A 14943-nucleotide genomic window follows, 5' to 3' on the forward strand; every position below is an offset into this window, starting at 1 on the left:
AAGTTAATATCCTTGTACAGACACTTATTGTTCTTTGGCAATCGCGATCATAGCTTCCAGTTCGTTGATTACTTCTGTATCTGTTGTGAACCCATTTGTTGAAAATCTAAGATTGCCATGCCTGTCGATCACGATCTTTGCAGGGATGCCTGTCAGCTTATAGGCAGCTGCGGCCTGGAACCTTTTATGATCAGTTAGATAGTTATCCATTAGCACATGCATGGGGAATTTATTCTTTTTAACATAGGTACTTACACGTGCTCTTGCTTCAGCATCCGTTCCATTCTCGCCGGTCGCGATGAATAGGAATACCACTTCAGGGTGCTGACTGCTCAGTTTCTGCATGGCCGGCATAGAAGCGATGCACGGAGCGCACCAGGTAGCCCAAAAATCAATGACTACGATCTTTCCTTGCAGATCGGCCAGGGTTACACGTTTTCCGCTCAGATCCGTCAAACTGAAATTGGGTGCTTCCTGGTTGGCAATCATTTTCTTTGCGGTTTCTGCTTTGAGTGTCTTACTGATGTTTTTTTGAAGCGCATCTAAAAAAATGGATGTACTGTCTTCGCTGCCTGTTCTTTTGATAATCAGCTTTTTAAGCTGATCATTCATCGCTAAACTCGACTTTCCAATTTTTGCCATCTTTAGCAAGAGGTCATATGCTTTGTCTTCTTGTCCAACGGATTCCAGAAGTGTGGTATAAAGTGCTATTGACTGTGGCATGAGCTCTTCCACTTGATGATCTTTTAATGCTTTGCTGATGTAAAAAAAGGCCAGCTCGTCTTTGCCATTGGCATGAAGAATTTCGGCATAACTCTGATAATAAGGGTATGCGGCCATCCTCATAAACCGGTTCCAGTCTTCTACAGGGAAATCTGCTGGTCTGGCTGTTGGATCATTTTTATAAGAATCGTATAGCCCTACTGTTTCTTTGGCTAAAATTTCTGTATAATGCCGATGTGCTCCACTCCTGAATAAGATGTCGGATCCCATATTCATAAAACTGGTTTGATTAAACTTGTTTTTGATCTGCTGGATATAGGTTTCAAACTTTGGAAAAGCTCCGTTATGGAGATAGGATAGGGCTACTTCACCGTTCATGATATCAATATGGGCTGCATCTTTTATCGTGTCCAGCTTAAAATCTTTTATGATGCGGTTCATGGCAGTCCTGCTTTTTTCCGGATCTTTTTCAGCGGCCATAGATTTCATTCTGCTTGCCAATGTTTCGGTGTTTTGAGCATTTGCATTCCATGCGACGCAGATCATCATCATGAACCATAATGTTGTTATCGTTTTCATATCTTTTCTTTCTTTGGTGCCTTAATGGCTTGTGTGATTTTATTGGTTGATCATTGAGGTCAAAATTAAATGCAGTGCAGCTAAGAAAGATGTGTTGATGTGAAGATGGGTGATCCGGGTGTGAATTTGGAACATACAGGTTCATCAAAATGAAATTAACCTTACCATTTTGATAGGGTGCGATAGGGCTAATTTATAGCTTGTAAATATTTTATTAGCCTTTTTGAAGTGTTCAGGGCTGTTTAGTAATCATATTTTGATTGTGGCTTTGCTTTTGAACCACGCGGGCTAATCAAGATTCAAAAACATGAACAATCAAATGATATTTGTGCGTATTGCTACCATAAATGATATCAAATACGTTGACGAAATAATTCGTGAAACAGCTGCCTCGGCCATTGCCAGGGGAACCGGGATTGCGAAACGTACACCGGAATCTGTTGCACAAAAAATGCGCGCTGGTAAAGCGGTCATCGCCTTAACCAGCACTGGTAAATGGGTAGGTTTCTCTTATTTCGATGCCTGGGAAGATGGAAAGTTTGTTTCCAACTCCGGCCTGATCGTTGCCCCAGAGTACCGCAATTCTGGCGTGGCCAAATCCATAAAGGACCGTGTATTCAGGATTTCCAGGAGAATGTACCCTGACGCAAAGATTTTTAGCATTACCTCTGGAACCGCAGTGATGAAAATGAATGCCCAGTTGGGCTTTCTGCCTGTAGCTTTCCCGGAAATTACCCATGATGTACTGTTTTGGGAAGGCTGTAAAAGCTGCCCCAACTATGACATCCTGGAACGTAAGAACAAATGCAACTGCCTGTGTACTGCGATGCTCTTTGACCCTTTGGTCTCTGTTAACCACAGTATCCTTCCCGGACATGATCTCTCTCAACGGTATGCACTTCAAAAAGCCATCAATGAATAGTCAACCTTTAAAAAATATACGATGAAAAAGTTATATGAACAAGCGGTAGTACTGCTTGGAAAATTAATTAAGATCCGTTCCTTTAGTGGAGAAGAAAATTTAGCAGCAGATCTGGTAGAATCGTTTTTAAATGAGAACGGTGTAGTTACCATCCGAAAATTCAACAACATCTGGTGTTACAATAAGCATTTTGACCCGGTAAAACCAATCATTCTGCTTAACTCACACCTGGATACGGTTAAACCGAACTCACAATACACCAATGACCCTTTTAACCCAATCATTAAAGACGGAAAGCTCTATGGTCTTGGAAGTAACGACACCGGAGGCTCCCTCGTTTCGCTCATCTCTGCCTTTCTTTACTTTTATGAACGTAAAGACCTTCCGTATAATCTTTGTCTGGCGGCCACTGCCGAAGAAGAGAACTCCGGACAGAAGGGCATAAAATGTATACTGGATGACTTGATGGCCATCTCTTTTGCCATTGTGGGTGAACCTACAAATATGCAGATGGCCATTGCTGAAAAAGGATCAATGGTATTGGATTGTGTTTCTACAGGTCGATCGGGACATGCGGCGCGGGAAGAAGGGGACAATGCAATCTATAAAGCCATCAGAGATATCCACTGGTTTTCAACCTATGTTTTCCCGATAGAGGAGAATCAGCCGAACCCGGTAAAGATGACGGTCACCCAAATCAGTGCCGGTTTGCAGCACAACATTGTTCCGGGAGAGTGCAGCTTTACCGTTGACATCAGATTTGACCACAGCTATAATGTCAAGGAAATTGTCAACACCATTAAAAATCATACTTTCTGCGATACCACCCTTCGTCCCAATATACTGACGCCCTCTTCAATCGACCTTGTGCATCCCATGGTGAAAGCAGGTATTGCCATCGGCAGAAAAACGTATATGTCGCCAACCAGTTCTGACCAGGGCTGGCTGGAAATGCCATCCATAAAAATGGGACCCGGTGAATCGGCACGTTCCCATACCGCCGATGAATTCATTTACCTTGCTGAGATCAGCGATGGGATTACCATTTATACAGATCTTCTGGAATCTATAATTCCACATCTTGAGAGCGTTGAGAACGTTGAGAACGTTGAGCGCGTCAAGAGCGACGAGAACGTTGGGAACACTAAAAGTATCGAAAGCGTTGAGCGTATTGAGAACATTGAACGTATCGAACGTCTTGAATGTGTCAATGTCGATCACAAACTTGCCCTGAATACTCACGAAGCTCAGCACAATCATCTGTAATAATTGTGTAGCTGCAATTCTCTAAAAATTCTTTCCGGCAGTTCCAATATGATAAAAACCCTTCCAAAATGGAAGGGTTTTTATCATTCAAAAAAGGTTGTTTTTATTTTTATTGACCGTAATTGTTTGATAATAAGCTATTTGTGTGTTTGTTGGTTGTTGGTGGCATATAGATTGGAACAGGCGGATTATAAATTTAAATATATCATGTTAACAATCGTATTATTTCTGGCCCTGCTGATACTCTGCTGGGTAGTTTACAAATCCATCGACTGGTTCGAAAAAATCTAAAAGTTATGATCGCATTATTCATTATCGCAGTCGCCGTTTTCATTTATATGATCTACGTGCTGATTAAACCCGAAAAATTTTAATTAAACACCACCATGAACACAGAATTACTTGGAATTATAGCCACTTACGCGCTTACGCTCGTAATTGCTATTCCGCTGGGCAAGTACCTGGCTAAGGTATTTGCCGGAGAAAAAGTCTGGACAGACTTTTTAAAACCTCTTGAATCCGGAATCTTTAAGCTTTCCGGAATTAACCCGAAAGAGGAGATGAACTGGAAGCAGCATATGAAAGCGCTTCTCACCATCAACCTGGTTTGGTTGGTCTACGGTTTTTTTGTCCTGATATACCAGGATAAATTGCCGTTAAACCCAGATGGAAATCCTGGAATGACACCGGATCTTTCCTTCAACACGGTCATCAGTTTTGTAGTGAACTGCGATTTGCAGCACTACTCTGGTGAAAGCGGCGTGACCTATTTAACCCAGCACGTGGTGATGATGTTCCTGATGTTTGTAAGCTGTGCCACTGGGATTGCTTCAGCAGTGGTATTCTTTAAAGCATTTAGAGATAAGACCACCGTTAAACTGGGTAACTTCTGGGACTTTTTTGTAAAATCAATTACCAGGCTGTTATTACCATTGTCGCTGGTTGTTGCGCTTATCCTGGCCTTTAACGGAACCCCAACAAGTTATGAAGCCAAAGACCAGTTTATTTCTGTTCAGGGTGATACGGTTAATGTATCAAGAGGACCTGCGGCAGGTATGATCGCCATCAAACATTTAGGTACTAACGGCGGCGGATGGTTTGGCGTGAACTCTGCACATCCATTGGAAAATCCGAACTACCTTACCAATTCTGTGGAACTGATTGCCCAGGTGATCATTCCCATTGCCATGGTGATTGCATTCGGGATATTTATCAGACGCAGAAAACTGGCCTGGATCATCTTTGGCGTGATGACCATAGGGATGTTCCTGCTCCTGATCCCGACGGTAAGTTCTGAATTGGGTGGTAATCCTGCATTAGCAAAAATGGGAATCTCTCAGACTACAGGTGCCATGGAAGGTAAAGAAGTTCGTTTCGGGCCAGCGATATCCGGCTACTGGAGTACGGTGACAACGATTATATCAACAGGTTCTGTAAACAACATGCACGACAGTACCATGCCGCTAACCGGAACCTGGCAGTTATTGGGCATGATGATCAACTCGTTTTATGGAGGCTGTGGTGTTGGGATACTAAACTATTTTATTTACCTGATCATTGCGGTATTTATATCCGGATTAATGGTGGGAAGAACACCGGAGTTTCTTGGACATAAGGTGGAAGCACGGGAAGTGAAAATTGCAGCGCTGATTACCTTGCTTAGTCCGTTTCTGATTTTGGCCGGTACTGCGATTGCCAGTTATGTGTTTACAAGTCATGGTGCGGCCGACTGGGCGGTACAACCTCAAAACTGGTTAAATAATCCGGGCTTTCATGGGTTTTCAGAAATGCTTTACGAAGTAACTTCTTCGAATGCCAATAACGGATCTGGTTTTGAAGGCTTGGGCGATAACAACATTTTCTGGAACGTATTAACGGGCTTCGTCCTGCTGATCGGGCGTTTCCTGCCGATCATTGGCCCGGTTGCCATTGCAGGTTTGCTTGGTGCTAAAAAATACATTCCTGAATCTGCGGGAACACTTAAAACAGATACTTTGACTTTCGGTCTGATGACTTTTGCCGTGATCATTGTATTGAATGCCCTTTCTTATTTCCCTGCCCTGGCTTTAGGCCCGCTGGCAGAATATTTTACCATGCTTAAATAGATTACCATGAAATCTTCATCAAATAAATTATTTGAACCTGCTTTAGTGCAAACTGCACTAAAACAATCCTTCATCAAACTTGACCCCAGGGTAATGATCAAAAACCCGGTCATGTTTACCGTAGAGATCGGTACGGTCATTATGGCTTATGTTACGGTATACTCGATCAGCCATACCGGAGAGGGATCTCCTATATATAACTTTGTTATTTTCCTGGTCTTATTGCTGACGGTTCTCTTTGCGAATTTCGCGGAGGCCATTGCTGAGGCCAGGGGAAAGGCACAAGCCGATTCGTTAAGAAAAACGAGGGAAGAAACCCCTGCCAAAGTAGTTTTGGCAGATGGTAAAACCGAGATCCGCTCATCCAGCCTGCTTAAAAAAGGCGATGTCTTTATCTGTGAAGCTGGTGACACGATTCCAACTGATGGGGAAATCATTGAAGGGATTGCTACCATTGATGAATCGGCCATTACCGGTGAATCTGCTCCGGTGATCCGGGAGTCTGGCGGTGATAAATCGTCGGTTACAGGTGGTACAAAAGTACTTTCTGACCAGATTAAAGTTCAGGTGAATACCCAGCCTGGTGAAAGCTTTCTGGATAAGATGATTGCGCTTGTAGAGGGTGCATCACGCCAGAAAACACCAAATGAGATTGCGCTTACGATCTTACTGGCGAGTTTTACCCTGGTATTTATCATTGTATGTGTAACCTTAAAACCATTTGCAAACTATGCAAATACGCCAATTACGATTGCTGCGCTAATATCGCTCTTTGTTTGTTTGATTCCCACAACTATCGGTGGCCTGTTATCGGCCATTGGTATTGCGGGGATGGACCGGGCATTAAGGGCCAATGTGATTACCAAATCTGGTAAGGCGGTAGAAACTGCTGGTGATATTGACGTATTGCTATTGGATAAAACAGGTACGATTACGATTGGTAACCGTAAGGCGACCAACTTTTACCCGGCTCCTGGCATAGATACTAAGGATTTTATTGATGCTTGTGTGATGAGTTCTCTTGCTGATGAAACCCCTGAGGGTAAATCTATATTGGAACTGGCCATTACGCAGGACTATAAAGTAATGCCTGCACCGGCAGGATCTACCTTCATCAAGTTTACTGCAGAAACCCGTTCCAGCGGTTTGGATACTTTAGATGGCAAAAGAACGCGTAAAGGTGCGTTTGATTCCATCCGGAATATGGTATTAAAAGCGGGAAACCCGTTTCCTGTAGAAACAGAAGATCAGGTTAAGGCCATCTCTAACAATGGCGGTACCCCGCTTGTGGTTGCCGTTAACGAAAAAACGATGGGCGTGATCGAATTGCAGGATATCATTAAACCGGGCATCAGTGAACGTTTTGAGCGTCTCCGTAAAATGGGTGTGAAAACGGTGATGGTTACCGGAGATAACCCGCTGACTGCTAAATTTATTGCAGAGAAAGCAGGTGTGGACGATTTTATTGCGGAGGCTAAGCCTGAGGATAAAATGAATTACATCAAAGAAGAGCAGGCTATGGGTAAACTGGTTGCCATGATGGGTGACGGTACCAATGATGCTCCGGCTCTTGCCCAGGCAGATGTTGGCGTGGCCATGAACAGTGGTACACAAGCCGCAAAAGAAGCTGGTAATATGGTAGATCTGGACAATGACCCAACCAAGCTGATCGAGATTGTGGAGATTGGTAAACAGCTGTTGATTACCAGGGGTACACTGACTACGTTCTCTATTGCCAATGATGTGGCCAAGTATTTTGCGATTGTACCGGCCTTGTTTATTGGATCTATCCCGGCATTGCAGAGTTTAAACATTATGGGACTTCATTCTCCGGAGAGTGCAATTCTTTCTGCCGTGATCTTCAATGCGATCATCATTCCGATCCTGATCCCCCTGGCGCTGAAAGGCGTGGAATATAAAGCGATTGGTGCGAGTGCACTATTGCGCAGAAACCTGCTGATTTATGGGGTAGGTGGTGTTGTTGCCCCATTTATTGGGATCAAAATAATTGATTTACTGGTCGGCTTATTCGTTTAAGCATTTAAAATTAAAGTTATGAAAAAGTACATATTACAATCTATACGCTTAACTGCAGTCTTAATGGTACTGCTGTGCGTAATCTATCCATTAATTGTTGCGTTTGCCGGCGGATTTTCTAAAGGTAACGGTGGAGGTGAGAAGATCACTAAAAATGGAAAAGTTGTGGGCTATGCATTGCTTGGCCAGTCCTTTACCCAGGCTGAATATTTTTGGGGCAGACCATCCGCCGTGGGTTATAATGCAGCAGGTTCTGCAGGTTCAAATAAAGGGCCATCCAATCCGGATTACCTGCAGCAGGTTTCTGACCGCATTGATACGTTGCTGAAATACAATCCTTCGTTGAAAAAAGCGGATATCCCTGCGGATATGGTTACTGCATCAGGCAGCGGACTTGATCCGAACATCTCTGAGCAGGGTGCAATCATCCAGATCAAAAGGATTGCTGCTTACCGTAAACTGGATGAAAAAACAGTGGCCGAACTGGTCGTTAAAAATACACAAGGCCCATTGTTCGGACTGTTCGGTCCTTCGTCGGTTAACGTGTTGAAACTGAACCTTGCCCTGGACGAATTAAAGAAATAAAAAAGAATATAATCCTCATCACAATGAATTCCGGACCGCTGCCTGACCCATTAGCGTTTGCCGACCTCAGGAACAGGCAGCTCAACGGACCGGAATCTTATTTAAAAAAATAATTACAATAAATATATGAAAAAACTATTAGTATTAGCTGCCGCATTAACCACAGGTTCTATTGCCTATGGACAGGAAGAACCTAAGATCAAAGTAACCGGTTATCTGGAAACTTATTTCGGTTATGATTTTAATAAACCGGCCGACAACAACAGACCTGGGTTTATCTATTCGCATAACCGTCACAATGAGATGAACCTGAACCTTGGCTTTATTAAGGGCAGCTACGAAAATGGAATGATCCGGGCAAACCTGGCTGTAATGGCGGGTACTTATGCCAATGCCAATCTTGCCGCTGAACCTGGTGTATTGAAAAACATCTTTGAAGCCAATGCTGGTGTGAAACTTTCCAAAACTGCCAACCTATGGCTGGATGCAGGGATCTTCTCTTCACATATTGGTTTTGAAAGCGCGATTTCTAAAGACTGCTGGGTACTGACCAGGAATATATCTTCTGAAAATACCCCGTATTATGAGTCGGGCGCAAAGATCACCTACGGAACAACTGACGGGAAATTTACTGCTGCTGCATTTTATTTGAATGGATGGCAAAGAATGACCCGTCAGAACGGGAACAGCCAGCCTGCAGGAGGTGTTCAGCTAACCTGGAAGCCAACTGGTAAGATCACTGTAAATTACAGCAATTATCTGGGAACCGAAGGTGCTGATTCTATCCGTGTAAGACGTTTGTACCATAACGTGTATGGTATATTCCAGGTTACAGACCAATTTGGTGTAACGGTAGGATTTGATTACGGAACCCAGCAAAAAGAAAAGGGAAGTGACGACCGCAATGAAGTATTGTCACCGGTTGCCATTGCCCAATATAAGTTCAGCAGCAAATGGGCCATGTCCGGAAGAGTTGAATATTATGAAGATAAGAACGGTGTATTTATTGGCACTGGTACACCAAATGGCTTTAAAACCACTGGTTATTCTTTAAATATTGACTATGCACCAATTAGCAACGCAGTATTGAGGCTGGAAGGTAAGATGTACAGCAGCAAGGATGAGATCTTTGTAAGGAACTTTAACCCGGTTGACAACAACGCGGCAGTAACAGCAAGTATCGCAGTTTCGTTCTAGTTGTTTAATTAAGGTTTAACCTATGGGATTTGCATGATTTCATGTAAGTCCCATAACTGCTTAAAAGAATGAAAATGAAGGTATTACTTCTGCTTACTGCTGGAATATTTGCATTTGGGTTATGGTACTTAACCCATAATGGATATGTTATATTAAAATGGTAAATTAAATAGATGATGGAAGAAGACGATAAAGCAGGATCTGTAAAAAAGTTCCTTGACCTGGTTAAAAAATCCAGAAGAGGAAAATTTAAGGTGTATATCGGCATGAGTGCAGGTGTAGGGAAGACCTACAGGATGCTGCAGGAAGCCCATGCACTGTTGAAGAATGGCATTGACATACAGATCGGCTATATTGAAACACACAACCGGGAAGAAACGCATGCCCTTTTACATGGGATTCCGCTTATTGAGAGAAGAAAGATCTTTTATAAAGGTAAGGAACTTGAAGAAATGGATGTGCAGGCAATCATCAATTTGCATCCCGAGGTAGTGATTGTCGATGAACTGGCCCATACCAATATAGAGGGCAGCAAGAATGGCAAGCGCTGGCAGGATGTGGCCGATATTCTGGATGCTGGCATCAGTGTGATCTCTGCGGTAAATATCCAGCATCTGGAAAGCATGAACGAGGAAATTGAGACCATTACCGGCATTCCAATTACAGAGCGGATAACAGACAAGATCCTGGAGACGGCTGATGAAATTGTTAATATCGATCTGACGGCTGATGAGTTGATAGACCGGTTGAAAGCGGGCAAGATCTATGACCGTTCAAAAATTGAGCGGGCACTCAATAACTTCTTCCAGCCGGAAAGGATCTTGCAGCTGCGTGAGCTTGCACTCAAAGAAGTGGCGCACCATCTGGAACGGAAAATAAATGTAGAAGTACCCAAACAGATCAAGTTGCGCCCGGAGAAGTTCCTGGCATGTATTTCTACCAACCACCAGACGGCAAAGATCATTATCCGTAAAACAGCAAGGCTGGCCTCTTATTACCGTTCTCCATGGATCGTGCTTTATGTGCAAAGAAGCCAGGAAGGTGGTGACCGGATTAAGCTTGACCTGCAGCGGCACCTGATCAATAATTTTAAACTGGCTACAGAGCTTGGTGCTGAAGTACTGAAAGTGAAAAGTGAAGATGTTACCGATACCATCACAAGGATTGCTGCGGAGAAGGAAGTGACCACGATTTGCATCGGTAAACCCCACCTTAACCTGTTCCAGGTGATTATGCGGACGGCCATATTTAATAAACTTTTAAAAAAGATCTCTGAAACAGAAACTGACCTTGTCATCCTTTCCTAACGCCAGCAACTGAGAACGCCGAGAACGCCGAGAACGTTGAGAACGTTGAGAACGTTGAACGTTTGAGAAGCAAGAGCATTTGAGAGCGTTTGAGCGCGTTGACAACGAACTATAATTATGAAGCGAAACGATTTTTTTAGGCCTCTCAAACACCATCACGATTTTTTTTGATTAAAATTAAGTATATACAGATGAAAATAAAAACTAAACTGCGCCTGGGATTCGGATTCTTATTCCTGGTTGTCCTCATTTTTGGAGGGTTGTCCCTTTATTATATGAACCGGATCTCGGTGAGTGCAAAGGTGGTTTTAAAGGATAATTATAAGAGTTTAAAATACAGCGGAAAGATGCGTGCTGTTCTCGAAGACCATGCCATACCGCTGGCTCCTGATAGCGAAAGGCAATTTGCGGAACAATTGCTGCTCGAAGAAAAGAACATTACAGAACCTGGTGAGCAAAAGGCGGTAGAGATGCTGAAGAAATCTTTTAAGCAAATGACTGATCCATTGGCTTCTGTTGAAGTAAAAGCAGCTGCTCTTGCTAACGCAAGGAAATTGCTAAGGGCTATAGATGATTTGAACATGGATGCCATTGTGAGAAAGAACGATGCTGCACAGCTTGGCGTTGAGCAGGCTGCAACCTACCTGATCTTTGCGGCTTCCATGTGCTTCCTGGTCCTGTTCTCCTTTGTGGTAAACTTTCCGGGTTTTGTAGCCAATCCTTTAAGGGAGTTTTCTGAAGCGATCAAAGAGATTAGCAGGAAAAACTATAAACAGCGTTTGGAGTTTAATGGTACGGATGAATTTGCTGAATTGGCGAAAGAATTCAATGCGATGGCAGCCCTGCTTAATAAATGGGAAAACAGCAACCTGGCCAAACTGCAATCGGAGAAATTAAGGATTGAGGCGATCATTGAACAGATGCAGGATGCGATCATTGGTCTCAATGAAAAAAAAGAGATCTTGTTTTTGAATCATGTAGCCAGTCAGCTCCTGAATTTAAATGAACAGGATGTTATTGGGTCGGATGTCATTGAGCTGATGAAAAAGAATGATCTGCTGAACAGGATGCTGCAAATTAACAGCAGCGATAAGCCGATGAAGATCTATGCCGACGGTAAAGAATCTTACTTCCAGCTGGAACGCAGGGAGATCATGGTTCCTGCCTGGGAAGACCAGCAGGAGCAGGTGATGCGGGAAACCCGAAAAACTGCAGGAGAGGTATACATCCTTAAAAATATTACCAGGTATAAGGAACTGGATGAGGCCAAAACCAACTTCATTGCCACGGTTTCACACGAACTGAAAACACCGATCTCGTCGATTAAAATGAGTTTGAAGCTGATGGATGATGAGCGTGTAGGAAGTATGAACCCGGAACAGAAAGAGCTTGTGCAGCACATTAAGGAAGATTGCGGACGGCTGCTGAAGATTACCAGTGAGCTGCTGGACCTTGCCCAGGTGGAAACGGGAAACCTGCAATTGAATTTTGTGAAATCCGACCCACGTAAGATTGCAATTTACGCCATGGATGCCGTACGTTTTCAGGCAGAACAGAAGTCCATCGAGCTGGAACTGATCAGTAAGAACAATTTGCCTAAGGTAAATGTGGATACTGAAAAAACAGCCTGGGTGCTGGTTAATTTCTTATCCAATGCACTTCGGTATAGTCCGGAGAAATCTAAGGTAATGATCCAGATTACAGAAATTGGAGATAACATGGAGTTCTCTGTGCGGGATTTTGGTAAGGGGATTGATGAAAAATACCAGAAGCGTTTGTTTGACCGCTATTTCCAGGTACCTACTGATGGCAATAATAAATCGGGCTCTGGTCTTGGTCTGGCCATATCCAGGGACTTTATTGAAGCCGAAGGCGGAAAGATCTGGGTAGAGAGTGCGATAGGCGAAGGAAGCAGGTTCTGTTTCCTGCTTCCCATAGTTGAATAAGATGTCTTCACTTATTTACTGTCTATGTCAGCCTTTTCGCTCTTATAATATTTTTTCCTAAACCAGAAGGCCAGATTTACCAGTGCAATAAGAGCGGGAACTTCTACCAATGGCCCGATTATACCAACGAATGCCTGACCGGAATTGATACCAAATACTCCAATAGCTACTGCTATTGCCAGCTCAAAATTATTACCAGCGGCTGTGAATGCAATTGAAGTGCTTTGTGAATAATCGGCACCCATCTTTTTCCCGGCAAAAAAGCTAATTAGAAACATAATGGCAAAATAGATAACCAGCGGAATGGCAATACGAATTACGTCTAATGGTATTTGCACGATCAACTCTCCTTTAAGGCTAAACATCACTACAATGGTGAATAGCAATGCAATCAGGGTAATGGGTGAAATAACCGGTATATACTTTTGCTGAAACCAGTGTTCTCCTTTGAGTTTGATCAAAACGTAACGGCTGACCAGTCCGGCAGCGAACGGAATGCCCAGGTATATACCAACGCTTTTTGCAATTTCGGCGACCGTAATGTCTACATTCAGACCATTAATACCAAACATCGGTGGAAATACAGTAATAAATAAATATGCATAGAAGCTGTAAAGCAATACCTGAAAGATGCTGTTAAGGGCGATAAGACCTGCCGCATATTCCCTATTTCCCTCAGCAAGGTCATTCCATACCACCACCATTGCGATACAGCGGGCAAGACCGATCAATATTAGTCCGGTCATGTATTCAGGATAACCCTGTAAAAAGACGATAGCCAATATAAACATGAGTACCGGACCAATGATCCAGTTTAACAACAGCGAAGCGCCCAGTACTTTAGTATTGCGAAAAACTTCAGCCATTTTTTCATATCTGACTTTGGCAAGAGGCGGATACATCATTAAGATCAGCCCTATAGCAAGCGGCACGTTTGTGGTTCCGCTTGAGAATGAGTTGATAAAATCCGATGAAGAAGGAATAAAATAACCAATCCCTACGCCAATGGCCATTGCAAGGAATATCCATAAGGTCAGGTAACGGTCCAGAAAGCCAAGCTTTTTCCGGTTGTTTGCAGGGGCACAGTGGTTAGCTGACATGTTAGTTCTTCAGGTTTTCGTTTACGAAGTTCTGTGTATATTTCCTGATCATTTCCCGCACTGCTCTGAACTGTTCAATTACTTCTTCTTCAGAGCCTTTGGCTTTTGCAGGATCGGGGAAATTATAATGTAGTTTGACAGCATGGGTTGGAAAATAAGGGCAGTTTTCCTTTGCATTATCGCAAACTGTGATCACGAAATCAAAGTCAATCCCAGTGTATTCATTCACATTGTTGGAAGTATGATGGGAAATATCGATGCCGTCTCTTTGCATAATCTCAATGGCCCTGGGGTTTACGCCCTGCGTTTCAATGCCTGCACTATAGATCTCAGCGGAATTACCAGCGAAATGCCTTAAATATCCCTCAGCAATTTGACTGCGACAACTATTGCCAGTACATAGTACGAGTACTTTTTTCATCTTTTATAATAAAATTTGTGTTTTTATAATTGTTAAACCACAGATATTATTGGTGCTTGTTTGATCTCAGTGATGTGATAAGATGCATCTACCCATTTCCCTTCCGCATATTGAAACTGTAAGGTTAAGCTTGGATATTTTTCTAATGTGGCTTTAAACGTCTGCCAGGTGGTTAATTCTGTATTATTCATAATATTGCAATTTAACGATTGATTTAAGTAAAAAAAGGTCAACAGCAGGTGGTCTCGCCTTTGTAAGAACCTAAAAATCCCCCAAGCTGTTCTTCCAAAAGTTTCCAGGTTTTAGGATTGATGCAGTAACAAACACTCACGCCTTCAATTGTGCCCTGGATAATTCCTGCTGTTTTCAGTTCTTTTAAATGTTGTGAAATGGTTGCCTGCGCCAAACCAAGTTCAGTCACTAAATCCCCGCAAATGCAGGTGTTTGATAGGATGATCCTTTGTAGTATAGCGATACGGGCAGGGTGCGCAATTGCCTTCAGCAACGTGGAAAGCTGGTTCTGCTCGGCGGTAAATATTTCTGATCTGGTAAGTCCCATAGTTGTATATTGCAATATTACGATCATATTATGGTAATGCAAAATAAATCCGATTTTTTGATAAAAACTATACTCTGGCTGAGGGTTATCCGGAGCAGGGTAGGAATTACTTTGCAAACCTGATCTTCAATTACTAATTTAGGGAAATCAGATCATTGGATGGCAATAACCGAAAATATTAGCAGCAGGTACAAAT

Annotated in this window: 14 protein-coding genes; 9 read left to right on the plus strand and 5 right to left on the minus strand. The window is 43.0% G+C overall.

What is annotated here, in order from left to right; genetic code table 11:
• Window positions 1-24: 24 nt before the first annotated feature.
• A complete protein-coding gene (locus ATK78_RS01805) occupies window positions 25-1302 on the minus strand; it encodes a TlpA family protein disulfide reductase (RefSeq protein WP_133574347.1) in 1278 nt (425 codons plus the stop codon).
• A 307-nt stretch (window positions 1303-1609) separates the two neighbouring features.
• Here ATK78_RS01805 and ATK78_RS01810 point away from each other — a divergent pair, with 307 nt between their 5' ends.
• The 9 genes from ATK78_RS01810 to ATK78_RS01850 all read left to right on the plus strand — a co-directional run bounded on the left by ATK78_RS01810 (window position 1610) and on the right by ATK78_RS01850 (window position 12667).
• A complete protein-coding gene (locus ATK78_RS01810; protein WP_166664798.1) occupies window positions 1610-2224 on the plus strand; it encodes a GNAT family N-acetyltransferase in 615 nt (204 codons plus the stop codon).
• A 21-nt stretch (window positions 2225-2245) separates the two neighbouring features.
• Window positions 2246-3490, plus strand: a complete 1245-nt coding sequence (locus tag ATK78_RS01815) for a M20/M25/M40 family metallo-hydrolase (RefSeq protein ID WP_133574348.1) — start codon at window positions 2246-2248, stop codon at window positions 3488-3490.
• Between the two features lie 296 nt (window positions 3491-3786).
• Window positions 3787-3864, plus strand: coding sequence for a K(+)-transporting ATPase subunit F (kdpF, locus tag ATK78_RS01820; RefSeq protein WP_133575248.1), 78 nt, complete (start codon window positions 3787-3789; stop codon window positions 3862-3864).
• A gap of 12 nt (window positions 3865-3876) precedes the next feature.
• Window positions 3877-5595, plus strand: a complete 1719-nt coding sequence (kdpA, locus tag ATK78_RS01825) for a potassium-transporting ATPase subunit KdpA (RefSeq protein ID WP_133574349.1) — start codon at window positions 3877-3879, stop codon at window positions 5593-5595.
• Window positions 5596-5601: 6 nt separating this feature from the next.
• Window positions 5602-7632 (plus strand): potassium-transporting ATPase subunit KdpB, encoded by a 2031-nt coding sequence (kdpB, locus tag ATK78_RS01830; RefSeq protein ID WP_133574350.1) that lies wholly within the window; start codon window positions 5602-5604, stop codon window positions 7630-7632.
• Window positions 7633-7650: 18 nt separating this feature from the next.
• Window positions 7651-8217, plus strand: coding sequence for a K(+)-transporting ATPase subunit C (locus ATK78_RS01835; protein ID WP_133574351.1), 567 nt, complete (start codon window positions 7651-7653; stop codon window positions 8215-8217).
• A gap of 126 nt (window positions 8218-8343) precedes the next feature.
• Window positions 8344-9414 (plus strand): porin, encoded by a 1071-nt coding sequence (locus ATK78_RS01840; protein ID WP_133574352.1) that lies wholly within the window; start codon window positions 8344-8346, stop codon window positions 9412-9414.
• A gap of 176 nt (window positions 9415-9590) precedes the next feature.
• Window positions 9591-10721: a sensor protein KdpD gene (locus ATK78_RS01845; RefSeq protein ID WP_133575249.1), complete on the plus strand. Its 1131-nt coding sequence runs from the start codon at window positions 9591-9593 to the stop codon at window positions 10719-10721.
• A gap of 191 nt (window positions 10722-10912) precedes the next feature.
• The gene (locus ATK78_RS01850; RefSeq protein ID WP_133574353.1) at window positions 10913-12667 is read left to right on the plus strand and encodes an ATP-binding protein; all 1755 of its coding nucleotides are present in this window, start codon (window positions 10913-10915) and stop codon (window positions 12665-12667) included.
• An 11-nt stretch (window positions 12668-12678) separates the two neighbouring features.
• Here the strand turns inward: ATK78_RS01850 and arsB are convergent, their stop codons facing one another.
• Genes arsB through ATK78_RS01865 form a run of 4 tightly spaced genes read right to left on the minus strand, consistent with a single transcriptional unit; the run spans window position 12679 to window position 14747 of the window.
• Window positions 12679-13767 (minus strand): ACR3 family arsenite efflux transporter, encoded by a 1089-nt coding sequence (gene arsB, locus ATK78_RS01855; RefSeq protein WP_133574354.1) that lies wholly within the window; start codon window positions 13765-13767, stop codon window positions 12679-12681.
• Between the two features lies 1 nt (window position 13768).
• Window positions 13769-14188, minus strand: coding sequence for an arsenate reductase ArsC (locus tag ATK78_RS01860; RefSeq protein ID WP_133574355.1), 420 nt, complete (start codon window positions 14186-14188; stop codon window positions 13769-13771).
• Between the two features lie 32 nt (window positions 14189-14220).
• On the minus strand, window positions 14221-14379 hold the full coding sequence (locus ATK78_RS22655) for a DUF6428 family protein (protein WP_166664779.1): 159 nt from the start codon (window positions 14377-14379) through the stop codon (window positions 14221-14223).
• 38 nt (window positions 14380-14417) lie between these two features.
• On the minus strand, window positions 14418-14747 hold the full coding sequence (locus ATK78_RS01865; RefSeq protein ID WP_133575250.1) for an ArsR/SmtB family transcription factor: 330 nt from the start codon (window positions 14745-14747) through the stop codon (window positions 14418-14420).
• Window positions 14748-14943: the final 196 nt, after the last annotated feature.

Source organism: Pedobacter metabolipauper, from assembly GCF_004362715.1.
Classification (GTDB): Bacteria; Bacteroidota; Bacteroidia; order Sphingobacteriales; family Sphingobacteriaceae; genus Pedobacter; species Pedobacter metabolipauper.